A 23,598-nucleotide genomic window follows, 5' to 3' on the forward strand; every position below is an offset into this window, starting at 1 on the left:
ATCCTCTTGGCAATCGCTTGTGGTCCTGTCTTGCTGCCCAGAGAACGAGATTGGGGAGAGAGCCGTGCTGACAGACACTGAGGCCGTGAACCGATGGGAGGCGCTGTTTGCGCCTGCGGACATAGATCAGACCTTTCGAACCTTCTGGCGGGACTGGTCTTCTGTCACGGTTTCGCGGTCTGGCCCTGTCTTACCCCTCGCGACAGGAGAACGGATCGCTCTCCCCGAGGTTTTTCGGGTTGGTCGGCGCACGCTGGGGACGAGCGATCACCTAAGAGTGATGCGTATGAGTGGCCTTGCCGTGCTGCACAAGGGGCGGCTGGTGCACGAAGCTTATGGCCAAGGACGCGGCGCCGAGGACGTGGCGATCCTGTGGTCGGTCAGCAAGGCGATAACGGCCCTGCTGCTGGGCATTGCCCATGGTGAAGGTGCGATCCCCGACTTCAACGTCGCGGTCACCGACTATGTGCCAGAGCTGTTGGGCACCGGTTACGACGGCGTGACCGTGCAGCAGGTCATGGACATGCTGAGCGGTATTCGCTGGCGTGAAGTTTACGATGACCCCTCTAGCGAAGTTGTGCGTTCGGTCACCTCGTTTCAGACAGGCTCGCAAGACGATTTCGCCCGCGAAATGGTCAATCAGAGACCCCCCGGAAGCTTCAACCAATACGCCAGTATCGAGACCCATGTTCTGGGTTGGGTTCTGCGCCGCGCAACAGGAGAGCGGATCACGGATTACCTGTCATCCCGTCTGTGGTCACGGTTGGGGGTTGAAGGGGACATGCATATCCTGACAGATCAGAGTGGCGAACCCGTGGTCTTTGGCGGGATGTTCATGCGGTTGCGAGACCTTGCGCGGATTGGCCAGATGGTGATGGACCGGGGCAGGGCGCTGGATGGCACACAGATTGTGCCAGAGACCTGGCTATCCAGAATGGCGGTGCCTGATCTGCACCCGCTCATGCCGGGCGTGGGGCCGCCCCATGCCGAGAGCACGTATGGCTACAAGAACCAATGGTGGATTCCCATGCGACCGGACAGAGGAGACTTTTGCGCCATTGGGATCTATGGCCAGTTTCTATATGTGAATCCGGCCCGGCAGGTGGTGATTGCCATGAACGGGGCCTATCCGGAGTATACGCAGGATGGGCCGATGAGGACCCTGGAAACACTCTGCCTGTTTCAGACACTTGCGCGCCAGCTGAGCCCGCAGCAATTGCCCCGGCGGATGCGCCGGGACCTGTTTCTGAAGAAGTGTCGCCGTTAGCCCTTGGCGAGATTGCGCAGCACGTAATGCAGCACGCCACCGTGTTCGATGTATTCGATCTCGGGGGCGGTATCGATCCGGCATTTCAGCGTGATCGTTCTGGTCGTGCCATCACCATAGGTGATGTCGCAGGGCACCTCTTGCAGGGGTTCCACGCCCTCCAGCCCTGTGATCGAAACAGTCTCGTCTCCGGTGAGTTTCAAAGTCTTGCGCGTGTCACCGCCGGTGAATTCAAACGGGATCACCCCCATGCCCACCAGGTTCGAACGGTGGATGCGCTCAAAACTCTCGGCGATCACGGCCTTGACGCCCAAAAGCGCGGTGCCTTTGGCCGCCCAGTCCCGCGATGAGCCCGCACCATATTGTTCGCCGCCGAAGACCACCAAAGGCGTTCCTTGGTCCTGATAGGCCATGGAGGCGTCGAAAACAGATGTCTGCGCGCCGTCCGGTCCTTTGGTGTAGCCGCCTTCAACCCCCTCCAGCATCTCGTTCTTGATGCGGATGTTGGCAAACGTGCCTCGCATCATGACCTCGTGATTGCCCCGGCGCGAGCCGTAAGAGTTGAAGTCGCGCGGCGCCACCTGGCGTTCGGTCAGGTACTGTCCGGCAGGGCTGGATTGCGTGAAAGACCCGGCAGGCGAAATATGGTCGGTGGTGATCATGTCACCCAGCATCAACAGCACCTTGGCATTCACCACGTCAGAGATCGTGCCCGGCTCTGGTCCCATGCCCTGAAAATAGGGCGGGTTCTGGATATAGGTCGAATTGGCGGGCCAGTCATAGGTTTCCTGATCCGGCACCTCGACACCTTGCCATTTGTCGTCGCCTTTGAAGACGTCAGCGTATTTCGACACAAAGGCCTCGCGCGTCACGGTTTTCTGCACCAGATCCGCGATTTCCTGAGTGCTGGGCCAGATGTCTTTCAGATAGACGTCGTTGCCATCCTTGTCCTGCCCAAGGGCGTCAGTTGTGAGGTTGATGTCGAGCGTTCCGGCCAACGCATAGGCCACGACCAACGGCGGGGACGCCAGATAGTTGGCGCGGACATCAGGGCTGATGCGGCCCTCAAAGTTGCGGTTGCCGGAGAGCACCGAAGTTGCCACCAAGTCACCTTGGTGAATGGCCTCGGAAATCTCTTTCTGGATGGGACCCGAGTTACCGATACAGGTGGTGCAGCCATAACCGACAAGGTTAAAGCCAATGGCATCGAGATCCTTTTGCAGGTCTGCTGCCTCGAGATAGGCGGACACCACCTGAGACCCCGGTGCGAGCGAGGTCTTGACCCAAGGCTTGCGATTGAGACCCAGTTCCGCGGCCTTGCGTGCCACGAGACCGGCCCCGATCATCACATAGGGGTTCGAGGTGTTGGTGCAGGAGGTGATCGAGGCAATCACCACCTTGCCGCTCTCCATGGTATAGGCTTCGCCCTGGACGTCCACTTCTTTGCCCATAGGGCGCTTGAACGTCTCTTCCATTTCCCTGCGGAACGCGGTTTGCCCGTCGCTGAGCGCCACAAAGTCCTGCGGACGTTTTGGTCCTGAAATCGCCGGAACGATGGTGCCCATGTCGAGATGCAGCGTGTCGGTATAGATCGGAAGGTAGTTCGCATCCCGCCAAAAGCCGTTTTCCTTGGCGTAAGCTTCCACCAAAGCAATACGATCCTCATCCCGGCCCGTGTTGTGCATGTAGCGCAGGGTCTCGCCGTCGATCGGGAAGAAGCCACAAGTCGCGCCGTATTCAGGCGCCATGTTCGCGATTGTCGCCCGGTCAGCAAGCGGCAGACGGTCCAGTCCGTCGCCAAAGAACTCGACGAATTTGCCGACGACGCCCTTTTCACGCAGCATCTCAACGACCTTGAGCACAAGATCGGTGCCCGTGGTGCCTTCGAGCATTTCGCCGGTCAGTTCAAACCCAATGACTTCTGGGATCAGCATGGAGATTGGTTGCCCCAGCATGGCGGCCTCAGCCTCGATTCCGCCAACGCCCCAACCCAGAACAGCCGCGCCGTTGACCATGGTGGTGTGGCTGTCGGTTCCGACAAGGGTGTCAGGATAGGCAACCATGTCACCGTTCTGGTCGGTGTCGGTCCAGACGGTTTGCGACAGGTATTCAAGGTTCACCTGATGGCAAATGCCGGTGCCCGGCGGCACGACGCGGAAGTTGTCAAAGGCGGTCTGGCCCCACTTCAGGAAGGTGTACCGCTCCATATTGCGTTCGTATTCGCGGTCGACGTTCATCTGAAAGGCACGCGGGTTGCCAAATTCGTCGATCATGACCGAGTGGTCGATCACCAGATCCACGGGCACCAATGGATTGATCTTGGCCGCTGACCCCTTGAGATCAACAATACCGTCCCGCATGGCTGCCAGATCCACCACCGCTGGCACACCGGTAAAATCCTGCATCAGGACACGGGCCGGGCGATAGGCGATCTCGCGCGGATTCTTACCACCGTTGGCACCCCACTCGGCAAAGGCGCGGATGTCATCCGTTGACACCGAAAACCCGCCATCTTCAAATCGCAGCAGGTTTTCCAGGACCACTTTCAAAGATGCCGGCAGGTTGGAAAAGTCCCCAAGTCCCGCCGCCTGTGCAGCGGGAATCGAGTAATAGGACACGGATGCATCACCAACTGTAAGGGTTTGGCGTGCCTTGGCGCTGTCTTGTCCAACGGTAATGGGCATAATGGCGAACCTCTGATCTGTAACTGGGGGTCATCTTGGTCCAAGTTTTGACCGAACGACCCATAACGTTCAAGGTAGTGCCATTGCCGCCCGAAACAATCCGAGGTCGTTTCGTTATCACCATTGGCTCGCAAAGGCTTGATTGGTCATTACAATGGTCTCGTCATAGAACTCAGGTTAACTGGAATATCTGCAACCACCAAAGAGGCAGCCACATGATCAGAGCGACAGGTCTCATAATCGCACTATGGCTGAGTCTGGTCTCTGCTGCCGCGGCACAAGACAACCCGGTGGTCGTCGAGTTTTTTACCTCGCAGGGGTGTTCATCTTGTCCTCCGGCGGATGCCTATTTTCATGAAAGCCTATCTGGGCGTGATGATATCATCGCGCTGGCGTTGCACGTGGACTATTGGGATTACCTGGGTTGGAAAGACCATTTCGCCAGCCCGGCCTTTTCCAAGCGTCAAAGGGACTATGCCCGCGCGGCGGGGCATCGGTCGGTCTATACCCCGCAGATGATTATCGGCGGCCAGGATCACGTGGTGGGCAACCACCCCTATGAGGTCAAGGATCTTATTAAGGCCCACAAGCGCAACCCACTGCCGGTGAACGTATCCATCGCAAAGAAGGGCGGGCGTTTCGTTATTGAGGCCGAAACCAAGGGGGCAACGGGTCCTATGGTTGTCCAGGTGGTGCGCTATCGCCCCTTGGAAACCGTGTCGATCAAACGCGGTGAAAACGCCGGTCGCGACCTTGCCTATAGCAATATCGTGGAAAGTTGGGACGTGGTGGCGGAATGGGATGGGCAAAAGCCGATCCGCATTCGAACCCCCGCCAAGGGTGATTTGCCAGTGGTTGCCATCGTGCAGGGCCGTGATCACGGTCCCATTCTGGGCGCGGCGCGCCTGCGTTAGGGGTGTGCCTGATCTGTAACCACAGGTGGCTTGTACTTCCAGCGGCGGTGAATCCAGAACCATTGCTCTGGATGCGCGCGCACAAGGTCCGAAAGACCATCATTGACGGCTTGTGTCATGGTTTTGGCATCGCTGTGCGGGATTTCGTCCTGTGCAACAATGCGAAAGCTCAACCCGTCCGGTTCGCGCAACCCGTAAACCGGGATTAACGCGGCATTGAACTTGAGCGCCAACTCGGCGGTTACCAGTGAGGTGCGCGCGGGTTCACCCAAGAAATCCAGTGGCTCGCCACGGGTCGTATGCAGGTCGGTGAGAATGCCGAGGATGCCGCCAGACTTGATGTGGCGGACCATTTCGATCATGCCTTTGCGACCCTGTTCAAACAGCGGCGTGCCAATTTTCGAAATCGACTCGACATAGTGGGCGTTGAAATAGGGGTTCGACATGCGCCGGTAGAGCGCGCCCATGTTGTAGCCGCGATGGATCAGGTTGGCGCGCACGGCATCGTAGTTGCCCATGTGTCCTGTCACGAGAATGACCGGGCGCCCTTCGGCACGTGCGGCCTCAAGCCGTGCCAGCCCCGGACCTTCGATCGGTGCCTTGATCGCGCGTTTCACAAAGTCTGCGCCAGAGTAGATCTCGATCAACGTGCGCCCGGCATTGTTTGGCACGGCGCGGCAGAGTCTGCGCACCTCAGCTTCGGGCATCTCCGGCATGATTTTCGCGAGATTTGTGCGCACCCTTTTTCGAAAGCCGGCAATCGGGGAAAAAACATTGGCCGTCAGCCAGCCCATCGCGCGGACGCGGGGCTCGTAGGGCAAGAGCAAAGCCAGACCAATAGCCCCTTTCAGGACCAGATTGATCACATAGTTTCTGGCTTTGCTGGCGCGTGTCTCTGCTTTCCGGCTCATGGTTTTCTGGCACAAGTTTTTTCGTTGCCACACATAGGCCTGTGCTGCGTCAATCACAAGCACGGCGATGTGGTTGGACACTAGGGTCGTGGAATGGCGGGCATCAATGCTCTGGCGACCAATTGGTCAGACAGGATGGCGATGCAGAATGTGTGACAACACGCATCTATCCGTCTGGGTCTTCTTCCGGATCCTTGAGTTTGATATCACCGGCTTCGGCCATTTCGCGGATAACACCCACCACCTGAGTTTGTGCTGCTTCTCCGTCTTTGGCCGAGACAGCCCCGCGTTCTTCGACTTCTTCCCGGATTTGATCTGCCAGCCGTCCCGATATGTTTTCAAGTAGAAACGCGACGGTTCTGGCCGTCGTATCTTCGGTTGCGCCGGCCAGTGCTGTGACCAGCACATCCTGGGGCACGTCGCGCAGGATCGCAGGGACATCGCGCGCGACGAGACGTGCGGGAACGTCGGCAAAGGTGAAAATGGCTTTGCGCACGGCCATGGCAAACTGTTCGTCGGTTTCGTCCAGCCCGGTCAGGACGTCCTCGCGAATGGTGGCCGCAGAGTAGTTGAGGATTTCGCCAACCCGCGAATCCGGGCCCTTTTCGAAGGCGCGCGCTGGTGTGTCCTCCAGCTGGCTGGCAAGGGTAAGGCCGATCCTTTCAACAGCGTCCGGCGTGATGCCACCGGTCAGAGACACGGCGTAGGTGATACGCCGCGCCCGTTCGCCGGGTAGCACGCCCAGCAGCTCAGCCGCCTTGGACACGTCGAGTTTCGACATCAGGACTGCGGCAACTTCAGTGCTTTCGCGGTCTACAAGGTCCAGAAGGGTTTCGACCGGCAGGCGACGCAAGCGGTCCCAAGGATCACCTGCCAGGCGCACACCGGCCTCTTTGCGCAGGCGTTGGGCGGTCAGAGGGCTGATTTTGCCTTCCAGAGCGGACAATGCACCAGAGAGGCCGCGTGGGAAAACCAGGCCGACAGCCTCAAGTTCGGCGGCGAACTCCATCACAACACTGGCCAGGGTCCTGCGGTCCACGTGGCGCATGTTACCCATCACCTGCGTGAGATCCGCCTGCAGATCGTCAGGCAGGTCAGACAGGCTCAGCTCTGCGCCCTCGTTCAGCAGGAATCTCACGATGATCGCCGCCTTTTCGCGCCGCGTCAGGCGCAGTGGCGGCGCAGCAGGGGGCGATGGCAGTGACACCGCCCCGACGCGCTCTGACATAGCCGGTCTCCTTCAATTTGGGCCAGATAATCACCCAATAATGAAGAAAGGCTTAGTAGCTGTAGGTCTCGCCCGTGCGAATGGCTTCGGCCAGGGACTGTTCCGGCCAGCCGCCGGTGCCGCCCCGGGTGCGGATTTCCTGCAACTGGACCCAGGCGAGGTATGTTTCGCCCGCTTCGACATGCGCCTGACCCATATAGGAACGCACCAGAAGGTTGTCTGGATTTTCAGTCAGCGCACGCTGGTAAAAGGCCATGCCCAGTTCAACGTCGCCCATTTTGCGATGGGTAAAGCCCCAGTATGTAAGAACGCGATCATCGTTCGGGTTCTGCATCGTTTGCAAAATGTTCTGAGCGTTCTCGTACTGCCCGGCGTAGGCGTATTCGCGCACCGCATCATAACGGGTGTCGTCATCCAAGGCCGCATTGCCGGGTTTTACGCAGCGTTTCTTTTTCTCGCTCCAGATTTTCCCATTTTTGCATTCCTTGGTGGTTTGCGTGGGTTTCGGCACCATCGTGTCCTCATCCCCGGCAGCAAACACCGCGTTGGACCCGAGTGTCAGGGCTGCGACAATAGCTAAATGTTTTGCGAACATGAAAAATCTCCGTTCAAATGCCTGAGTTAGTGGTCATGATTTCAGAGTTACGTCTGGCCTGCAAATGCCAACAGGATCCAGGGAAACATTTTCGAAGGCGAGTTGCTGCAAGACCGACGATGTGGTCGACAGACAGCGCTTTTGACGTTTCATGAACATGACCTTGCCTCCTGAATCAAGCTTATACGAAAACCTGAATGTGTGTAACGTGTATTGTTGCCTGGTGGGTTCACCTTTGCGTCAGCCGCGTCGAAGTATTTGGCTTTCCCTCAGAGAGGAAAATCAAATCCAGTTGGCCGCAATACACAGGCCCGAAGGCGTCTCAAAATAAAACCCCGGGGCACATTTTGTGCTGGTCTTGTCGTCTCGGTTCGTTTTGATGTTTGCCCCGCCAGCAAGCGCAAAAGCTGGTAAAGCGGCAATCAGACCTACGATTAGTAGCATTTTCATTGACCTTCTCCCTATCGGCCTGAATCCGCCAGACACATCTTGTCGGTCGCATCCCATGTGTAACCATCATTACAGTATTTGCGGTTTTCCTCGCTGTGAATGATCAGGGAATGGGCGGGCTGGGCATTGACGATCACCGGCGTGGTCAATCCCACGACCAGTGAAATTAGGCTAATGCGAAAGAACATCGGTCGGCTTCCTGTTGTTGGTGAACATGAAACCAATACGCCGCACGTCCCAAATCGGATCACTTGCGGCTCAAAAGAAGCGGTTCACAAAATCGTCAGAGGCGGACGTCTTTGCGGGCGAGAACAAAGGTGTGGATCGAGAACACCACTGCATCGGTTTTGGGCAGCCGAAGAATACTCTGCTTTTCGCTTCGGAAATAGGGGGCAGAGTTACGGTCCGCTGGTGGCCTACGCTCGTTTGCAGACCGTGGCTGATGCAGCTCTGCATCCGCATACCAAAGCGCGTTGAACCGCCACAGCGGCCTGTCGGCTCGTACCCCGTCAAACAATCGTTGCACACGTTTGGCAATGTCTCCGGTGTATCTGTCGACAGGGATGTGGATGCCGATCAAAGGCTTGCCGAGTTTTTCCGACAACAGCCAACTTGCCGGAAAGCACAGCACGGCGCCGGTCAGCACATGTTCCGAACCGTGCTTTTGCAGGATGCAGAAATCCTCTTGCGCGAGACGGCCCAGGGTCGCCAGCGGATCGGTGTCATCCAAGGCAACCGAGGCACCATCTGGACGTATGATCACATTGCCGTCCCGCACAAAATCGCGCTGGGGGCGGTGCAACAGGGCGTTGACAGCCATCTCTAGCAGCTCTTGGGCGGCGGCCTGTGCCTGTGCTTCAAGATCAATGACCAACGGTCGTTGGGTTGTGATCAGGGCGTCGCGCTGGGCCATCTGTCCGGCATAGGCCTCGTCCACGATTAACCAGTCCGCCGGATCAAGCGGCGCGATCCCAGGAAGCGACCTGGGCGTCAGGGCGTCATAGGGCAGGGCGGTTTGCAAAGGTGTGGTCATCCCCCTGCTTTACCCCCTTTGCGTGCCAGGAACAGGCAAAAAAGACATGACCGGCGTCGGTTTCAGACAGGACGCAGCGCCAGAGAGACGCCCAGAATTGGGGCAAGAGACCGAGGAGTGCCCCAATGCGAGACCATTATCGCGATATCCGCAAGATCGACCCAACACGCGGCGATCGAACCGCTGACAACACGCCCAATGATCAGGATCGGGTCGAGATCGGTCCGACTCAGCTGGCCTTTGGTGAATGGGCAAAAGCGGGACTGCAATTGCCTGACCTGCAGGCGATGCGCCGCTATCGCTGGGAGCGTTTGACGCAGCATATTGTGGATCGCGGGTATGGAGGATTGTTGATGTTCGATCCGTTGAACATCCGTTACGCAACAGATTCCACCAACATGCAGCTTTGGAACACGCACAACCCCTTCCGCGCGCTCTTGCTGTGTGCTGATGGGTACATGGTAATCTGGGACTACAAGCAGTCGCCTTTTCTGAGCGAGTTCAATCCTCTTGTCCGCGAGCAGCGCGCCGGGGCTGATCTGTTCTATTTCGACCGTGGCGACAAAGTCGATGTGCAGGCTGATATCTTCTCGAACGAAGTACGCAAGCTGATGGAAGAGCATGCACCGGGCAACAAACGCCTTGCCGTGGACAAGATCATGATCCACGGGCTACGTGCGCTCGAGGCGCAGGGCTTCAAGATCATGGAAGGTGAAGAAGTCACCGAGAAAAGCCGCTCGGTCAAGGGTGTCGATGAAATCCTCGCCATGCGCTGTGCGAACCATGCCTGTGAAACGGCCGTCGCCGAGATGGAGCGCGCCGCGCGGGCAGGGGTGCCCAAGGGCGACATGAGCGAGGATGATATCTGGGCGGTTCTGCATGCCGAGAACATCCGCCGTGGCGGCGAGTGGATCGAAACCCGGCTCCTGACGTCGGGGCGGCGCACCAACCCCTGGTTTCAGGAGTGTGGCCCGCGTATTGTCCAGAACAATGAAATCGTGAGCTTTGATACCGACCTTGTTGGGTCATACGGTATTTGCATCGACATCTCGCGCAGCTGGTGGATTGGCGACGAAAAGCCTCCGGCAGACATGGTGTATGCCATGCAGCACGCACATGAGCATATCACCGCCAATATGGAATTGCTGAAGCCTGGCGTGAACATGCAGGACATCAGCCGCAAGTGTCATAAATTGGACGACAACTTTCAGGCCCAGAAATACGGCTGCATGATGCATGGTGTTGGGCTCTGTGATGAATGGCCCCTGATCGCCTATCCCGATGCCATGGTCGAAGGCGCGTTTGATTACGAGCTGGAACCGGGCATGGTGCTATGCGTCGAAGCGCTTGTCAGCCCTGAAAAAGGGGCGTTCTCGATCAAGCTGGAAGATCAGGTGCTGATCACCGAGGATGGCTATGAAAATCTGACAACCTACCCATTCGACCCACGTTTGATGGGAGAGGCCTAGGTTTCAGAAACGATAGGCGACGGAAATCTCGACAAACGGATACCCATCGTCAACGTCCGCCTCGGCCTCGAGGCGTTCCTTGATCAGGTCCGATGGCAGGATGCCGGCTGACCCATCAAGCTTGACGTCGATGCCTCCAGTGTAAATGTAACCAAGGCTTCCGCTTAGGGTCCAGTGGGTCGAAATGGGATGATCGTAGCCAAGTGCGATGATCGGCGAGAACCGATTTTCAAACTTGGCTTCGGCATCCAGAGTGGCGCCGGGATAGAGGGTATCGCCAATCTGCAAGTTTCCCGTTGCGGTGCCTTTGGCACTGGATTCAGACAGGAACCCGCCAAAGGTCAGCCGCCAGTTGCTGTTGCCAAGGCGCCGGTCCGCAAGCAGGGACAGTCCGCGCAGTTTACCGACGGCATCATAGGTGATGCCGCCCAGTTCTTCTCCGGACCGGTAGTTCGGTGCGCCACTGATCATGGCGCGCAGGCGCCAGTTTTCATTTGCCTGGTAAGAGACTTCACCGGTCAAGCCGACGCTCGCGACCCCCAGGCTAAAGCCGAAATCGCCAACCTCCTGCGCGTTTGAAATCGCAGGGATCAGGCACAGGCCAAGGAGCGAAAGAGGTGCTGCATACTTCATGCCTGTCATGGTATGTGGGGTAGGCTCAGACGGCAATACTGGCTGGAAATAGCTCAGGTGGTTGTTGCAAAAAGCCCCGTAAAGTCGGCACCTCAGGAGAAGACCGGGGTGTTCATCAATGCTTCGGCCTCAAAGCGGCGCAGGGTTTGGCGATAGGAACCGCCATGGGCGCGCAGGTCGCTGACAAGCTCTGGAAAAAGACCCAGAATTTCGTCACGCGCTTCGGGGCTGAGCGCCCCTGTGCCCAGCGCATCCACAAAAAGCGATTCACATTCCAACCCTTCGGCGTAGATCGTGTGATGTTCGTCCAGAAGGATGTGGAAATACTCGACCTCATGACAGTCCGTGTCCGGACGAATGCTGAAGTCGTTGACCAGGTGCTTGGCGGGGACAATCACTTCATGGTCGCCAAACAGCAGCTCTGCGCGCCAATCCCGCAGCAAGACGCCGTGTTGCGGGGATAGGCTCAGGCTGCGGCTCGGCTGGCCGTCGCCCATGGCCCCGGCCTGAAACTTGATCGGGTACCAGTTGGGATTGTTCTCCAGATCCTCGGTGTCCAGCTTGCGTGACCCGATCCAACAGATTGGACGCAGTTGCCCGTCTCCGCATTTGACCAGATCACCCTCGCGCAGGTCCTGAATGGGGACCTGGCCGTTTTGCGTGTCGATCAACGTGTCGCGGGTAAAACAGACGAGCGTCACATCATAACCACTTGCCAGAACCTGTACCACGTCTACGCCGTCGTTGCCGTTCTGGGACTGTGCATCAATGACGAATGTGTGCTCGAGGCCGTCAGTGCCAGTGTAAGTGAACGTGTACACCGTTCCGGACACATCAACACTGTCCCAACCGGTGATGTCAAAGATGTCGCCAGCGTCCATGCTCTTGACGGTGAACGAGAAATCATCTTCGAACAGCGAGACGTCCATGTTGAAAATGTCGTCGCCGCCCGGACCTGCGCCCGGTTCGGTCGGAGTGCTTTTACCCCAAAACGCAAACTCAAGGCTGTTGTTGTCGATCCCATCGGGGTCGGGCAGGATGGTCACGATCTGGTTGTTGTCTTCATCGGCAACAAAATCTGTGCCTTTAACGTTGCTGTTATCGCCGATGTAGAGTGTCAGAGTGTCAGTTGCCATGGCTCAAGTCCTCTTCAATCACAAACGCATTGGCGCGCAGGCACAGGATCAACCGTGCGACGGTGCAAAGCTCTTCTATCAGCAGCGCTCCGCGGTGCTCGCTGGCGAAACCTTCGGCAAGAGCCGCAAGGATTTCTTCGGCCTGGTCCGGCATACGCTCGACCAGAGAGATGAAATACATGGCAAAATCCCAGCCACGTGGTCGAAAGCGGGCCTGTTCGAAATCAACACCAACAACTGAGCCGTCGGGGCGGAAAATCACGTTTCCGAGTGAAGCGTCGCACTGTGCCAAGGACTGACCACAAAGCGGAATGCGGCTCAGGATATCCTGTGCAACGGGGGCATTTTCCAAGCAGAGCTGATCGGTGTACCGCGACAGGTACGTCGCCCAGTTGCCATGGGCGGGCCGACCAGGGGCCGCGCGATCAATGCGCCCCAACCAGGCGCCAATTTCCCGCGCAAACCCGAGCCACCCCAATCTAGCCTGCGCCTGGGCGTGCTCGAGTGTGGGGACGGCCTGCATCATCAGGAAATGACGCTGATCGCAAAAACCAATGAGACGTGGAGCGACCCCACGACCCCGCAACGCCATCAGCGCGCCTTTTTCACGTTGATAATACAGTTCGGATTGCAAGCCCTCGCGGGCAAAGAGTTTGAGAATGAATGTACGGGTGCCCAAAAGTGCACGGGTGGTCACACTGGTGCGGTTGGCCTTGACCAACTCAATGTCGATGCGATCAGGCAGAGGTTCACCTTCCAGGGCAGCGGCAATCATCCGCTCCTGGCCCGCAAGCGCGGCCATCACATCCTCTTTCCAGTTTTCCTTCCGCAGGCACGTGTCCTGTGGGTCGAATTGATCGAACATTGGAACCTGCCTCATCACACTTGCACCGGGAATTTCCAAAAAACAGACGGAGTGGTGCAGAGACGAAGCTGCCATCCAATCATGTGCGGATGAGGGTGTGTTTGGGGCAATTTAACGAAAGATTAAGGCTTCTTTGAGCCAAATGTTTCCAAACTGGCACAAACAAAACGCTCCAACCGTAAGACTGGAGCGTTCATCTTTGTGTTTTGTTTCAGAAGCTTGACCGGCTTTACCGTGGTCTTGGCCTGTGGATTGGCGGAGTTGGCCGTGCCGGTGGCGCAGGGGCAATGGGATGCACTGGACGGCCGGGAGGTGGATTGGTTGTCGGAGGGCGTGGCCGGTAGTAATCGTTCCACATCATCGAGTCGTAGTAGACACCATAACTGACATGCCCGCTTGTGGTGGTGTTGCACCCCGCCAGGGCCAGACCCGACAAGGCAAGCGAACCCAGGAATAGTTTCGAGCCGGATATCTTGTGCATCGCCTTATCCTCCTTGTCCGATGGCCCGGAAAGACGCGTAGACGTCATTGACGTCCTCCAGAACCGCCGCATCGAACCCATTCTCAAGAACCGTCACAGAAAAGGCGACACGATTGCGCGGCAGGTCGATCAACACTGCCGTAAACTGCACCTGCTTGCCATTGCGTCGGCCCTTGCCCGTAAATGTCACGGCCTGACGCCCCCCAATCGTGCGGGTGCGCCGTTCGCTTACCTCGGGATCATGCACAAGATGCGGCCCAAACTCGCGCATGTAGTCCACGCCTTGGTCTATAGTCGAAATGCCAATGGGGACGACAAACCCCATCCAGATCCCTTGGGACCCTTCCGGTGACAATCCGATCACCCGCGCCACTTCTCGCGGCGCGTCCTCGCCGGGAGGGGTCAGGGTGCGAGGTCCGCCGATGCGCACGTTCCAGAAATCGGGAACATCTATGCGAAACAGGGCCTTGCCGTGTTCGGTGTAGCCCATGGGGGTGTCAGCAAAGAGGGGTGCAGCCGACAGGCTGAGGCATGCTGCCAGACATTTTACAGTTCGTTTCACGCCCATCGCTCTCTCCTTGTCAGCCGTTCAACGGTCACTCTAGCAGCCAAGGTGAGGGCGTCCAGTGCGACAATCCTTACTCGCGCAGGGTGCCGTCGGTGGCGTCACCACTCTCGCCGACAAAGCGGATCTGGGTCCCGCGCTGCAAGACATTATAACAGGCCCAGCCGTCAGCTGGCGGCCATTGGCTGCAATACTGATTGTCGCGCGCTTCCCAGTAGCCCCAGCTATCGCGGCCTGAATTGTAGAGTGTGCGGCCCGAAGGAAGGAACTCTTGCCAGGCCGCGTCATAGTCGATGGTGCGACCGCTCAGCGCGGTAGTGATCTCTTTGGTGGTCAGTGTCTGCCAGTCTTCTGCATGGCCCGCGTTCGCCAAAAGCATAAAAATCAGGGCAATCCGTCTCACTTGCGCTCTCCTGTCTTGCCGCCACGTGCCCAGCAGTCTAAACCGCGCGCAAACCCACATGAATAACAAGGCCGTGACATGATCCCTCGCTATGCCCGCAAAGAAATGACCGACATCTGGGAACCCGCCACCAAGTTCCGCATCTGGTACGAAATCGAGGCGCATGCCTGTGATGCCATGGCCAAGTTGGGCGTGATCCCGCAGGAAAACGCGGACGCGGTCTGGAAGGCCAAGGATGTCGAGTTCGATGTGGCGCGCATTGATGAGATTGAGGCCGTGACCAAGCATGACGTCATCGCCTTTCTGACTCACCTGGCCGAACACGTTGGCAGCGAAGAGGCGCGGTTTGTGCATCAGGGCATGACCTCGTCTGATGTGCTGGACACCTGCCTGAACGTACAGCTGGTGCGCGCGGCGGATATCCTGCTGGCCGATATGGACCGGGTGCTGGCCGCGCTGAAAACCCGCGCGCTTGAGCACAAGGACACAGTTCGTGTAGGTCGTAGCCACGGCATTCACGCCGAGCCAACCACCATGGGTCTGACCTTTGCCCGTTTCTACGCCGAGATGGACCGCAACAAGGCGCGGTTGCAAGCGGCGCGGGAAGAGGTGGCCACCGGTGCGATCTCGGGCGCTGTCGGAACCTTTGCCAATATTGATCCGGCCGTGGAAGAGCATGTCTGCGCCGAGCTGGGCCTGAGCCCCGAACCGATTTCTACGCAAGTCATTCCGCGTGACCGTCATGCGATGTTCTTTGCCGTCCTCGGTGTGATTGCCTCGTCGATCGAAAACGTCGCCATCGAAATTCGCCACATGCAACGCACCGAAGTGCTTGAAGGCGCTGAGTTTTTCTCGATGGGGCAAAAGGGTTCGTCGGCGATGCCGCACAAGAAGAACCCGGTGTTGACCGAGAATCTGACCGGTCTGGCGCGTCTGGTGCGCATGACCGTGATTCCGGCGATGGAGAACGTTGCCCTGTGGCACGAACGGGATATTTCGCATTCGTCCGTTGAGCGTGGCATTGGCCCCGACGCCACTGTGACGCTGGACTTTGCCCTGAACCGTCTGGCGGGCGTGGTCGAGAAGATGCTGATCTTCCCCGACAACATGCTGGACAACATGAACAAGTTCCCCGGCCTCGTGATGTCGCAGCGTGTGCTGCTGGCATTGACCCAAGCCGGTGTCAGCCGCGAAGACGCCTATTCCATGGTGCAGCGTAACGCGTTGAAAGTATGGGAAGAACGCCTGGACTTCCGCGAGCTACTGTTGGCAGATGCCGAGGTGGTTGCCGCGCTGGGCGTGGATGGCATCAACGAGAAATTCGACATGGGCTATCACACCAAACATGTCGACACGATTTTCCGCCGGGTGTTTGGCGAATAAGCTGATACTCTGACGAAAAGATATGAACCGGTCCTTAAGGGGCCGGTTCTTTTGCTTTTGGGGGGCGTGAGTGTCTTGGCCTTGGCCCGCGCATCTGCGAATGTGAGCGCGAATTTGAGAGCAGGCCCGCGATGAGCATTCAAGAGCAGTACGACACATACCCTTATCCCGCCCGCAACCCCAAGGACGAGCGCAAGCGGCTGGTGCGTGGGTCGCCTTCGCACCCCGTGGAAATGGATACTTATCTGTGGGGGGGCAAGCGCAACTGGCGCGAGCCGATCCGTATTCTGGTGGCGGGGGGCGGCACAGGCGATGCGCTGGTGCAGCTGGCGCAGGTGCTGACCACGGCGAAGCGGGCCTATGAGATCACCTATCTCGACCTCTCGACCACGGCGCGCGAAATTGCCGAGGCGCGCATTGCCGAACGCAAGTTGCAGAACGTGACGTTCCATACCGCGAGCCTGTTGGATGCGCCGGACTATGGCACGTTTGATTACATCGACTGCTGCGGCGTGCTGCACCACTTGCCCGAGCCGGACCTGGGGTTTCAGGCGCTGTCCAAGGCGCTGGCGCCTGAGGGTGGGCTGGGCATGATGGTCTATGCCCCGTATGGGCGCAGCGGGGTCTATGCGTTGCAGGATGCCTTTGGCGCGCTGACACGAGGAATGACGGCCAAGGATCGGTTAAGGTTGGGAAAATCCGGTTTGCGTAACGTTCCCGATGCGCATCCGTTCAAACGCAATCAGGTTTTGGTGGATCACAAGCAGAGCGACGCAGGATTTTACGATTTGCTGCTGCATTCGCAGGATCGACCCTACTCGGTGGGGCAATTGAACGAGGCCCTGAAAGGCGCAGGAATGCGACCTGTGAGCTTTCTGCCCGCGGCGCAATACGATCTGCAATCCTTGCTGCCGGATGGTGCTGAGGTGCCTGAAGACATGGATTGGATCGAGGCGATGGATGTGGCGGAAAAGCTGCGGGGCACGATCAAGACCCACATCGTCTATGCCGTGCCCGAGGGGCGGGAGGTGCCGGAGGTCGATGTAACCGACCCCTGGGCGGTGCCGCATCTGAAGAGCCTCGCGGGGCCGCAGCTGGCGAGCCTGGTGGCCAAGAAGGGGCGCATTGTGCTGGACTTTCAGACCGAGAGTGCGACGCTGAAGATCCCGAAAGAGGCGGCACCGATCCTGACGGCGATCGACGGTCAAACGCCGCTCAAGATGCTGCGCGAAAAGTCGGGATTGGATGAGTTTGCCTTTGCCAGCCTGTGGCGGCAGGTGCATGATGCCTTGGTGCCGTGGAATGAGCTGAATTACTCAAAGCTTTACAGACCGTGACGATGGCTTTCTGCGCCTTCGCAGGGAATCATAGGTTAATGGCCTGAAAACACTCAAAAACCCGCTTTCGGTATTGCGTCGGTATCACGTCGGTATTGCGTCGGTGTTTGTATCTGCAAGCTCCGGGGGATATGCCGGGTTAACGCACCGTACGCCTTGGGGCAGTGGGGACATGCGCATCCGAAAACGAAAAAGAGCGCCCCGAGAGGCGCCCTTCAATTTCACTGTCTCTAAGCTGCTTTAGCAGCTGTAGTACATGCCGAACTCGACGGGGTGTGGGGTGTGTTCGTAGAGTTGCACCTCTTCCATCTTGAGTTCGATGTAGCCTTGGATCTGGTCCTTGGTGAAGACGTCACCGGCCAAGAGGAAGTCGTGATCGGCTTCCAGGGCGTCCAGAGCTTCGCGAAGCGAACCACAAACGGTCGGGATGCCGGCCAGTTCTTCGGCGGGCAGATCGTAGAGGTTCTTGTCCATGGCTTCGCCGGGATCGATCTTGTTCAGGATACCGTCGAGGCCAGCCATCAGAAGCGCTGCGAAGCAGAGGTAGGGGTTCGCCGACGGATCGGGGAAACGGGCCTCAACACGCTTGGCTTTGGGCGATTCAGTCCACGGAATACGGACACAACCCGAACGGTTACGTGCCGAATAGGCGCGCAGAACAGGTGCCTCGAAGCCCGGGATCAGACGCTTGTAGCTGTTGGTCGACGGGTTGGTGAAGGCGTTCAGGGTCTTGGCGTGCTTCAGGATGCCGCCGATGAAGTACAGCGCTTCCTGAGACAGGTCGGCGTATTGGTCGCCAGCAAACAGCGGCTTGCCGTCTTTCCAGATCGACATGTTCACGTGCATGCCGGTGCCGTTGTCGCCATAGATCGGCTTCGGCATGAAGGTGGCCGATTTGCCGTAGGACTGGGCGACGTTGTGGATGATGTACTTGTACTTTTGCAGCTCATCCGCCTGTTTGGTCAGCGTGTCAAAGATCAGACCCAGCTCGTGCTGACACGAAGCCACCTCGTGGTGGTGTTTGTCGGTTTTCATGCCCAGACGTTTCATGGTCGAGAGCATTTCCGAGCGGATGTCTTGTGCATCGTCGGTGGGGTTGACGGGGAAGTAGCCGCCCTTGAGGCCCGGACGGTGGCCCGTGTTGCCCATTTCGTATTCGGTGTCGGTGTTCCACGAAGCGTCGATGGCGTCGACTTCGTAGGACACTTTGTTGATGGTGTTCGAGAAACGCACGTCGTCAAACAGGAAGAATTCCGCTTCTGGGCCCATGTAAGCCACATCACCGACGCCGGATGCTTTCAGGTAAGCCTCGGCCTTTTCGGCGGTGCCGCGGGGGTCGCGTTCGTATTTTTCGCCGGTGTCGGGTTCGACGATCGAGCAGTGAATGCAGATGGTTTTCTCGGCGTAGAACGGATCCACATAGGCCGAGGTGGTGTCGGCCATCAGTTTCATGTCCGAGTTTTCGATCGACTTCCAGCCGGCAATCGACGACCCGTCGAACATGAAGCCTTCTTCGAGGAAGTCTTCGTCAACCAGGTCCACGTCCACGGTCACGTGCTGCAGCTTGCCGCGTGTGTCGGTGAAGCGGATGTCGACATAAGCCGCATCCTCGTCTTTGATCATCTGGAGAACTGCGTCTGCGCTCATTCTCTAATTCCTTCTGTTACGGAAAAGGTTGGATTTACAGGGCGTCCGAACCGGATTCACCGGTGCGGATGCGGATGGCTTGTTCGACGGGGCTGACAAAGATTTTGCCGTCGCCGATTTTATCTGTCTTGGCGGCGTCCACGATCGCCTCAATGGCGGCGTCGACCTGATCGTCGTCCAGAACAACTTCGATCTTCACTTTGGGCAGGAAGTCCACGACGTATTCCGCGCCGCGATACAGCTCGGTGTGGCCCTTTTGACGGCCAAAGCCTTTGACTTCGATGACGCTGAGACCCTGGATGCCGGTGTCCTGCAGCGCTTCTTTCACTTCATCCAGCTTGAACGGCTTGATGATCGCCTCGATCTTTTTCATCTCGGGAATCTCCCTCCTCAGGTTCTTGAATTGCAGAGACCACTTTCGCCCGGGTGGCTCAATTGGCTAAGGTGACGCGGGGCATGTTGCGCAAGGGATTCCGAGGGGAGTGCCTAAAATTTAGGCAACATGCACGGATTTCGCGCTGAATTGAATCGCAAGGGGTTACAACGTGAGCGAATTACTGACCGCTGCGCAAATGCGCGCCATCGAAATGGCAGCCATCGAGTCGGGTGAAGTGACGGGTCTGGAGCTGATGGAGCGGGCTGGGCGCGGGGTGGTTGAGGCGATCTTTGAGGAGTGGCCGGAACTGGCGGAAGAGCACCATGGGCTGACCCCAGAGGAAGCGGTTGATTGGGGGCCAGCCCCCAAGCCCCCGGAGTATTTTGAGCAAGATGAAGGGGCTTTGCGGGCCGTGGTTTTGTGCGGGCCGGGGAATAATGGCGGCGACGGGTTTGTGGTGGCGCGGTTGTTGAAGGAGCGCGGCTGGAGCGTGGAGGTGTTTCTGTATGGGAACGCCGAGAAACTACCGCCGGATGCGCGGGTGAATTATGAGCGGTGGCGGGAGATGGGGGAGGTTGCGCCAATGAGCGCAGAGCAACCCTGGTACGCGACACTCTATTTGGATGCCGGGTTTGGAACCGGGGTCACGCGCGCGATGCCCGAGGATCTGTATTGGGCTTTAAGCGTTGCCCATCAATCAAGGCTGAAAGGAAGCAAGCTGGTTGCGATTGACCAGCCTTCGTCCGTGTGTACGGACAGCGGGACGTATTTTCGCCCTTGCTACGATGAGCCATATGACCTGACGGTTTGCTTCCATCGGAAAAAGTTGTGTCACTATTTGGCGGATGGTCCGGAGGCTTCAGGGACGGTGCGAATTGTCGACATTGGACTGGCTGGCAAAGATGATCCCGATTGGGTTGAAGCTGTGTCCTATAGCCAATCCAGCGCTCAGGCTTTTTCGAAATTTCACGAGCAGTACAAATACTCCCACGGCCATGCGCTGATCCTCTCGGGTGGTGCAGGCAAGTCCGGCGCGGCGCGGTTGACGGCGCGGGGGGCGCTCAGGATCGGGGCAGGGCTGGTGACGCTGGGGGTGCCGCATGAGGCGCAAGGAGAGGTGGCGGCGCAGATCACGGCGGTGATGATGCGCGAGGTGGGGGATGCCGGGGCCTTGGCGAAGACCTTGGAAGACGAGCGGCTGAACGCACTCTGTCTTGGGCCGGGCTTGGGAATTGAGACTGCGCGCGCGCTTGTGTCCGTTGCCTTGGAAACATGCCGTGCCACGGTTTTGGATGCGGATGCGTTGTCAGCCTTTGCAGATGCACCGGATGATTTGTTTGAGATGCTGCACGAGACCTGTGTGCTGACGCCGCATGAGGGCGAGTTCAAGCGGCTGTTCCCGGATATTCATGCCAAGCTGGTAGAGGTGCCGACCACGGGGCCGGCCTATTCCAAGGTGGATGCGACGCGGGAGGCGGCCAAGCAGGCAGGCTGCGTGGTGCTGTTCAAGGGGCCGGACACGGTGATTGCAGACCCTACGGGGCGGTGCAGCATCAACTCGGCGCATTACGACAGGTCGGCGCCCTGGTTGGCGACAGCGGGGTCGGGGGATGTGCTGGCGGGGTTCATCACAGGGCTTCTGGCGCGGGGCTTTGCCCCTATGCAGGCGGCAGAAACTGCGGCCTGGCTGCACGTGGAATGCGCGCTGGAGTTTGGGCCGGGGTTGATCGCCGAAGACCTGCCCGAGATGTTGCCTGCCGTGTTCCGAAAACTCGGCCTCTAGGCACATTTTCCGCTCGCATCCTGCATTGAGCTTTGTTATTCAGCCGCGCAGTGCGGGTGTGGCGGAATTGGTAGACGCACCAGATTTAGGTTCTGGCGCCGCGAGGCGTGGGGGTTCGAGTCCCTTCACCCGCACCAATCTATCCTATTGAAATAAAAGAAAACCCTTGCAAACAAGGGCTTGTGTCCATTTGTATGTTACAAAATACGTTACAAATGAGTTCCCAATGCCGCGCAATCCTCGTTATCTTCTAAACCGTGATGGCAGATACTTTGCTAGACTCACGGTGCCCGAACACTTGCGGAAAGTCGTCGGAAAGCGAGAGTTTCGGGAGCCACTCGGGCCGGATCGCAGAGAAGCCCTGAAATTACTTCACGGCGCAGTTGCCAAGATTCAGCACGAGATTGCCCAAGCTGAGCGGCAAATCGGGGTAGGGCAGGCGCAAGCCGTCTCGGTGCGCTATCCGCTGACACCGGCCCAGATCGCCCAGAGCCACTACATGCAGCGGCTGGCCTTTGACGATGAGCTTCGCAACGATCCGCGTTATGCGGCGGTGGGTATTGATGACCTTCTTGTCAGCCGGTATCGCGAAGCCGTGGCAGGTCGGGCCGACGATGTAGAGCTAGGCGCACTGGTGGGTGCGCAGATCGAACGCTTCCGGGCCGCTGGTAATTTGGACGCGGAGGCGGGAAGCCCAGAGTGGCGAGAAATTGCACGTGCCGTATGTCATGCCGAGTTAGAGTCGCTGGCACGGGCTGTAGAGCGCGACGAAGGCGATTTCAGCGGCACACCAAGCTCACCGATTATCAGGGATACCCAGCCGCCAGAGAACGCGCCCGAGCCGGTTAGCCTCAAAAAACTCTGGGCTGACTACATTGAAAGCCGGGTGCAAGCTGGGTTCATGCGCGATAAGGGCAAGCGGTTGCGGCCAGTTGCAGAGAGCCTGCGCAAGTTTCTAAAGCATGATGATGCGCGGCGGGTGACGAAAAAGGACTTGCTGGCGTGGCGCGACCACCTGATGAAATCCCTATCCGCCAAAACCGTAAACGACATTTATCTGTCTGGTGTTAGGTCACTGTTTGCTTGGGCCACCGATAACGACCGCATTCCTGAGAACGTCGCCGCGAACGTCAAGCAGCCCAAACCTAAGAAGGTTTACGGCAGGGAACGCGGCTACACTGACCCAGAGGCCAGGAAGGTGCTGAAAGCCTCACGCAACTATCAGCCGAAGGCAGATGAATTCGGACGGGTTCGGGAATCTGACAAAATGGCAAACATGAAGCGCTGGGTGCCGATCATCTGCGCTTTCACAGGGGCGCGTGTCTCTGAGATCACACAGCTTCGAAAAGAGGATATTCGCAAAGCAGACGGGCAGTGGGTGGCGCGGATCACGCCTGATGCCGGGACCGTTAAGGCAGGGGGCTATCGCGATGTTCCTCTGCATCCGCAGATCGTAGATGAGGGGTTCCTAGAATTCGTCAAGGACGCTGCAATCGGCCCATTGTTCCACAATTCCACTGAACCAGAGAAGTTCCAAAGAGCGGCGGTTATTGTATCTAACAAGTTGTCGGATTGGCTTCGCGAAAGTGAGTTGACCCCGACCGGGCTGCAACCCAACCACGCTTGGCGGCACCGGCTCAAGACGCAGTGCCGTGAACTGGGGATTTCAGATCGTGTAGTCGATGCCATTCAGGGGCATGCTGGGAAGACGGCAGGCGACAACTATGGCGACGTGACGCTCAAGACCAAGATCGACGCGATCAATAAACTGCCCGAATACCTTCTTGAATAGAGGTCTCGTCGCACGTTTTTCTGTTCCGCTACAATCCGATGAAGGACTTGAAGGCTAAGAGTCCAGCAGGTGCAGCTGAAATCCCGTATGAAATGGCTTTCTCACCAACTGCCTTTATGGCTTCAGCGGGCATGGCTTTGACGGCAGCGATCATTTGCGACTTCATATCTGGGTCGCCGTCCCCATTTTGAATTTTTTCGAGAAGCAGTGCCCTAAGAGTTTCATCATCAAACCGGATTGTCACAACTCCAAGGATAGAAGAGAGACCACCATCGTCCGCCAGAAAATCCAGACCTGCGGCAGTGATCGTTCCTGAAGTGGGCAAGGGGTAGGGGTCATCCAACGTTGGATGCCAGTTGCAAGCGATCAAACCGTGTTCGTGCAAGTATGCCAAATTCACTTTTAGCATGTTGTCACTTTGCTCGCCGAATGTAGCTTTGATGCGGCTCGCTGCGGGGTAGTCGTTGGCCATTTCTTGCAGAATGTGATGTTGAAAGCCTCTATCAAGTAGTTCGCCCATCTGTGTTCCTCCGAATTTCCTCTTTGGATCAAAGCTATGTTGGAACACTGGAAACTAAAAGGGTGTCCTCGGGTGCCGGACATCAAAGTTGCTCCGGTGCGGCTATCAATAAGTTTTGTTATAAAG

The 23,598-nt window shown here is 57.9% G+C and carries 22 protein-coding genes and 1 tRNA gene; 8 read left to right on the forward strand and 15 right to left on the reverse strand.

Features of this window, described 5'->3' with window-relative positions; translation table 11 throughout:
* The first annotated feature begins 64 nt into the window (after window positions 1–64).
* Window positions 65–1,267: a serine hydrolase domain-containing protein gene (locus EK369_RS00275; RefSeq protein WP_164726761.1), complete on the forward strand. Its 1,203-nt coding sequence runs from the start codon at window positions 65–67 to the stop codon at window positions 1,265–1,267.
* Here EK369_RS00275 and acnA read toward each other — a convergent pair.
* Window positions 1,264–3,951: an aconitate hydratase AcnA gene (gene acnA, locus EK369_RS00280; RefSeq protein ID WP_127111693.1), complete on the reverse strand. Its 2,688-nt coding sequence runs from the start codon at window positions 3,949–3,951 to the stop codon at window positions 1,264–1,266. The genes EK369_RS00275 and acnA overlap by 4 nt on opposite strands.
* Before the next feature lie 215 nt (window positions 3,952–4,166).
* Between acnA and EK369_RS00285 the strand changes: the two genes are divergently transcribed.
* Complete coding sequence (locus tag EK369_RS00285) at window positions 4,167–4,865, forward strand: DUF1223 domain-containing protein (protein ID WP_127111694.1); 699 nt, start codon at window positions 4,167–4,169, stop codon at window positions 4,863–4,865.
* Here EK369_RS00285 and EK369_RS00290 read toward each other — a convergent pair.
* The 5 genes from EK369_RS00290 to EK369_RS00305 all read right to left on the reverse strand — a co-directional run bounded on the left by EK369_RS00290 (window position 4,862) and on the right by EK369_RS00305 (window position 9,082).
* Window positions 4,862–5,776 carry a lysophospholipid acyltransferase family protein gene (locus tag EK369_RS00290; RefSeq protein WP_127111695.1) on the reverse strand — a complete coding sequence of 305 codons (915 nt, stop codon included), beginning with the start codon at window positions 5,774–5,776 and terminating at the stop codon, window positions 4,862–4,864. The genes EK369_RS00285 and EK369_RS00290 overlap by 4 nt on opposite strands.
* Window positions 5,777–5,942: 166 nt before the next feature.
* Window positions 5,943–7,004 carry a flagellar motor switch protein FliG gene (locus EK369_RS00295; RefSeq protein WP_127111696.1) on the reverse strand — a complete coding sequence of 354 codons (1,062 nt, stop codon included), beginning with the start codon at window positions 7,002–7,004 and terminating at the stop codon, window positions 5,943–5,945.
* Window positions 7,005–7,056: 52 nt separating this feature from the next.
* Window positions 7,057–7,599: a tetratricopeptide repeat protein gene (locus tag EK369_RS00300; protein ID WP_127111697.1), complete on the reverse strand. Its 543-nt coding sequence runs from the start codon at window positions 7,597–7,599 to the stop codon at window positions 7,057–7,059.
* 461 nt (window positions 7,600–8,060) lie between these two features.
* The gene (locus tag EK369_RS21690) at window positions 8,061–8,237 is read right to left on the reverse strand and encodes a hypothetical protein (protein ID WP_164726762.1); all 177 of its coding nucleotides are present in this window, start codon (window positions 8,235–8,237) and stop codon (window positions 8,061–8,063) included.
* 95 nt (window positions 8,238–8,332) lie between these two features.
* Window positions 8,333–9,082, reverse strand: coding sequence for a heme-dependent oxidative N-demethylase family protein (locus EK369_RS00305; protein ID WP_127111698.1), 750 nt, complete (start codon window positions 9,080–9,082; stop codon window positions 8,333–8,335).
* A gap of 125 nt (window positions 9,083–9,207) precedes the next feature.
* On the opposite strand from EK369_RS00305, the gene dddP reads away from it, so the two are divergent.
* Window positions 9,208–10,551 carry a dimethylsulfonioproprionate lyase DddP gene (gene dddP / locus EK369_RS00310; RefSeq protein WP_127111699.1) on the forward strand — a complete coding sequence of 448 codons (1,344 nt, stop codon included), beginning with the start codon at window positions 9,208–9,210 and terminating at the stop codon, window positions 10,549–10,551.
* A gap of 3 nt (window positions 10,552–10,554) precedes the next feature.
* Here dddP and EK369_RS00315 read toward each other — a convergent pair whose 3' ends face one another.
* From EK369_RS00315 to EK369_RS00340, 6 genes are all read right to left on the reverse strand, one after another.
* A complete protein-coding gene (locus EK369_RS00315; protein WP_127111700.1) occupies window positions 10,555–11,184 on the reverse strand; it encodes a hypothetical protein in 630 nt (209 codons plus the stop codon).
* 92 nt (window positions 11,185–11,276) lie between these two features.
* On the reverse strand, window positions 11,277–12,320 hold the full coding sequence (locus tag EK369_RS00320) for a Hint domain-containing protein (protein WP_127111701.1): 1,044 nt from the start codon (window positions 12,318–12,320) through the stop codon (window positions 11,277–11,279).
* Window positions 12,310–13,185 (reverse strand): aminoglycoside phosphotransferase family protein, encoded by an 876-nt coding sequence (locus tag EK369_RS00325; RefSeq protein WP_164726764.1) that lies wholly within the window; start codon window positions 13,183–13,185, stop codon window positions 12,310–12,312. The genes EK369_RS00320 and EK369_RS00325 overlap by 11 nt, the downstream gene beginning before the upstream one ends.
* Before the next feature lie 229 nt (window positions 13,186–13,414).
* Window positions 13,415–13,666 carry a hypothetical protein gene (locus EK369_RS00330; protein WP_127111703.1) on the reverse strand — a complete coding sequence of 84 codons (252 nt, stop codon included), beginning with the start codon at window positions 13,664–13,666 and terminating at the stop codon, window positions 13,415–13,417.
* 4 nt (window positions 13,667–13,670) lie between these two features.
* A complete protein-coding gene (locus EK369_RS00335) occupies window positions 13,671–14,234 on the reverse strand; it encodes a hypothetical protein (protein WP_127111704.1) in 564 nt (187 codons plus the stop codon).
* Between the two features lie 70 nt (window positions 14,235–14,304).
* Window positions 14,305–14,634, reverse strand: a complete 330-nt coding sequence (locus EK369_RS00340; protein WP_235871308.1) for a hypothetical protein — start codon at window positions 14,632–14,634, stop codon at window positions 14,305–14,307.
* Window positions 14,635–14,712: 78 nt separating this feature from the next.
* Here EK369_RS00340 and purB point away from each other — a divergent pair, with 78 nt between their 5' ends.
* Together purB and EK369_RS00350 are read left to right on the forward strand one after the other, a co-directional pair.
* A complete protein-coding gene (purB, locus tag EK369_RS00345; RefSeq protein WP_127111705.1) occupies window positions 14,713–16,017 on the forward strand; it encodes an adenylosuccinate lyase in 1,305 nt (434 codons plus the stop codon).
* 131 nt (window positions 16,018–16,148) lie between these two features.
* On the forward strand, window positions 16,149–17,354 hold the full coding sequence (locus EK369_RS00350) for a class I SAM-dependent methyltransferase (RefSeq protein ID WP_127111706.1): 1,206 nt from the start codon (window positions 16,149–16,151) through the stop codon (window positions 17,352–17,354).
* Between the two features lie 240 nt (window positions 17,355–17,594).
* Here EK369_RS00350 and glnA read toward each other — a convergent pair whose 3' ends face one another.
* Together glnA and EK369_RS00360 are read right to left on the reverse strand one after the other, a co-directional pair.
* A complete protein-coding gene (gene glnA / locus EK369_RS00355) occupies window positions 17,595–19,001 on the reverse strand; it encodes a type I glutamate--ammonia ligase (RefSeq protein WP_127111707.1) in 1,407 nt (468 codons plus the stop codon).
* A gap of 34 nt (window positions 19,002–19,035) precedes the next feature.
* Window positions 19,036–19,374, reverse strand: a complete 339-nt coding sequence (locus EK369_RS00360) for a P-II family nitrogen regulator (protein WP_127111708.1) — start codon at window positions 19,372–19,374, stop codon at window positions 19,036–19,038.
* A 172-nt stretch (window positions 19,375–19,546) separates the two neighbouring features.
* Between EK369_RS00360 and EK369_RS00365 the strand changes: the two genes are divergently transcribed.
* The 3 genes from EK369_RS00365 to EK369_RS00375 all read left to right on the forward strand — a co-directional run bounded on the left by EK369_RS00365 (window position 19,547) and on the right by EK369_RS00375 (window position 22,952).
* The gene (locus EK369_RS00365; protein WP_127111709.1) at window positions 19,547–21,160 is read left to right on the forward strand and encodes an NAD(P)H-hydrate dehydratase; all 1,614 of its coding nucleotides are present in this window, start codon (window positions 19,547–19,549) and stop codon (window positions 21,158–21,160) included.
* A 52-nt stretch (window positions 21,161–21,212) separates the two neighbouring features.
* A tRNA-Leu gene (locus tag EK369_RS00370) sits at window positions 21,213–21,297 on the forward strand.
* Between the two features lie 89 nt (window positions 21,298–21,386).
* Complete coding sequence (locus EK369_RS00375; protein WP_127111710.1) at window positions 21,387–22,952, forward strand: DUF6538 domain-containing protein; 1,566 nt, start codon at window positions 21,387–21,389, stop codon at window positions 22,950–22,952.
* A gap of 28 nt (window positions 22,953–22,980) precedes the next feature.
* Here EK369_RS00375 and EK369_RS00380 read toward each other — a convergent pair whose 3' ends face one another.
* Window positions 22,981–23,472 carry a hypothetical protein gene (locus EK369_RS00380; protein ID WP_127111711.1) on the reverse strand — a complete coding sequence of 164 codons (492 nt, stop codon included), beginning with the start codon at window positions 23,470–23,472 and terminating at the stop codon, window positions 22,981–22,983.
* Window positions 23,473–23,598 lie beyond the last annotated feature (126 nt).

It is taken from the genome of Shimia sediminis, assembly GCF_003990645.1.
GTDB lineage: Bacteria > Pseudomonadota > Alphaproteobacteria > Rhodobacterales > Rhodobacteraceae > Shimia > Shimia sediminis.

What these genes read in the sequence shown, in the direction of transcription:
- acnA (WP_127111693.1), bottom strand. Translation starts at nt 3,951, where the DNA reads ATGCCCATTACCGTTGGACAAGACAGCGCCAAGGCACGCCAAACCCTT.
- EK369_RS00285 (WP_127111694.1), top strand. Translation starts at nt 4,167, where the DNA reads ATGATCAGAGCGACAGGTCTCATAATCGCACTATGGCTGAGTCTGGTC.
- EK369_RS00290 (WP_127111695.1), bottom strand. Translation starts at nt 5,776, where the DNA reads ATGAGCCGGAAAGCAGAGACACGCGCCAGCAAAGCCAGAAACTATGTG.
- EK369_RS00295 (WP_127111696.1), bottom strand. Translation starts at nt 7,004, where the DNA reads ATGTCAGAGCGCGTCGGGGCGGTGTCACTGCCATCGCCCCCTGCTGCG.
- EK369_RS00300 (WP_127111697.1), bottom strand. Translation starts at nt 7,599, where the DNA reads ATGTTCGCAAAACATTTAGCTATTGTCGCAGCCCTGACACTCGGGTCC.
- EK369_RS21690 (WP_164726762.1), bottom strand. Translation starts at nt 8,237, where the DNA reads ATGTTCTTTCGCATTAGCCTAATTTCACTGGTCGTGGGATTGACCACG.
- EK369_RS00305 (WP_127111698.1), bottom strand. Translation starts at nt 9,082, where the DNA reads ATGACCACACCTTTGCAAACCGCCCTGCCCTATGACGCCCTGACGCCC.
- dddP (WP_127111699.1), top strand. Translation starts at nt 9,208, where the DNA reads ATGCGAGACCATTATCGCGATATCCGCAAGATCGACCCAACACGCGGC.
- EK369_RS00315 (WP_127111700.1), bottom strand. Translation starts at nt 11,184, where the DNA reads ATGAAGTATGCAGCACCTCTTTCGCTCCTTGGCCTGTGCCTGATCCCT.
- EK369_RS00320 (WP_127111701.1), bottom strand. Translation starts at nt 12,320, where the DNA reads ATGGCAACTGACACTCTGACACTCTACATCGGCGATAACAGCAACGTT.
- EK369_RS00325 (WP_164726764.1), bottom strand. Translation starts at nt 13,185, where the DNA reads ATGTTCGATCAATTCGACCCACAGGACACGTGCCTGCGGAAGGAAAAC.
- EK369_RS00330 (WP_127111703.1), bottom strand. Translation starts at nt 13,666, where the DNA reads ATGCACAAGATATCCGGCTCGAAACTATTCCTGGGTTCGCTTGCCTTG.
- EK369_RS00335 (WP_127111704.1), bottom strand. Translation starts at nt 14,234, where the DNA reads ATGGGCGTGAAACGAACTGTAAAATGTCTGGCAGCATGCCTCAGCCTG.
- purB (WP_127111705.1), top strand. Translation starts at nt 14,713, where the DNA reads ATGATCCCTCGCTATGCCCGCAAAGAAATGACCGACATCTGGGAACCC.
- EK369_RS00350 (WP_127111706.1), top strand. Translation starts at nt 16,149, where the DNA reads ATGAGCATTCAAGAGCAGTACGACACATACCCTTATCCCGCCCGCAAC.
- glnA (WP_127111707.1), bottom strand. Translation starts at nt 19,001, where the DNA reads ATGAGCGCAGACGCAGTTCTCCAGATGATCAAAGACGAGGATGCGGCT.
- EK369_RS00360 (WP_127111708.1), bottom strand. Translation starts at nt 19,374, where the DNA reads ATGAAAAAGATCGAGGCGATCATCAAGCCGTTCAAGCTGGATGAAGTG.
- EK369_RS00375 (WP_127111710.1), top strand. Translation starts at nt 21,387, where the DNA reads ATGCCGCGCAATCCTCGTTATCTTCTAAACCGTGATGGCAGATACTTT.
- EK369_RS00380 (WP_127111711.1), bottom strand. Translation starts at nt 23,472, where the DNA reads ATGGGCGAACTACTTGATAGAGGCTTTCAACATCACATTCTGCAAGAA.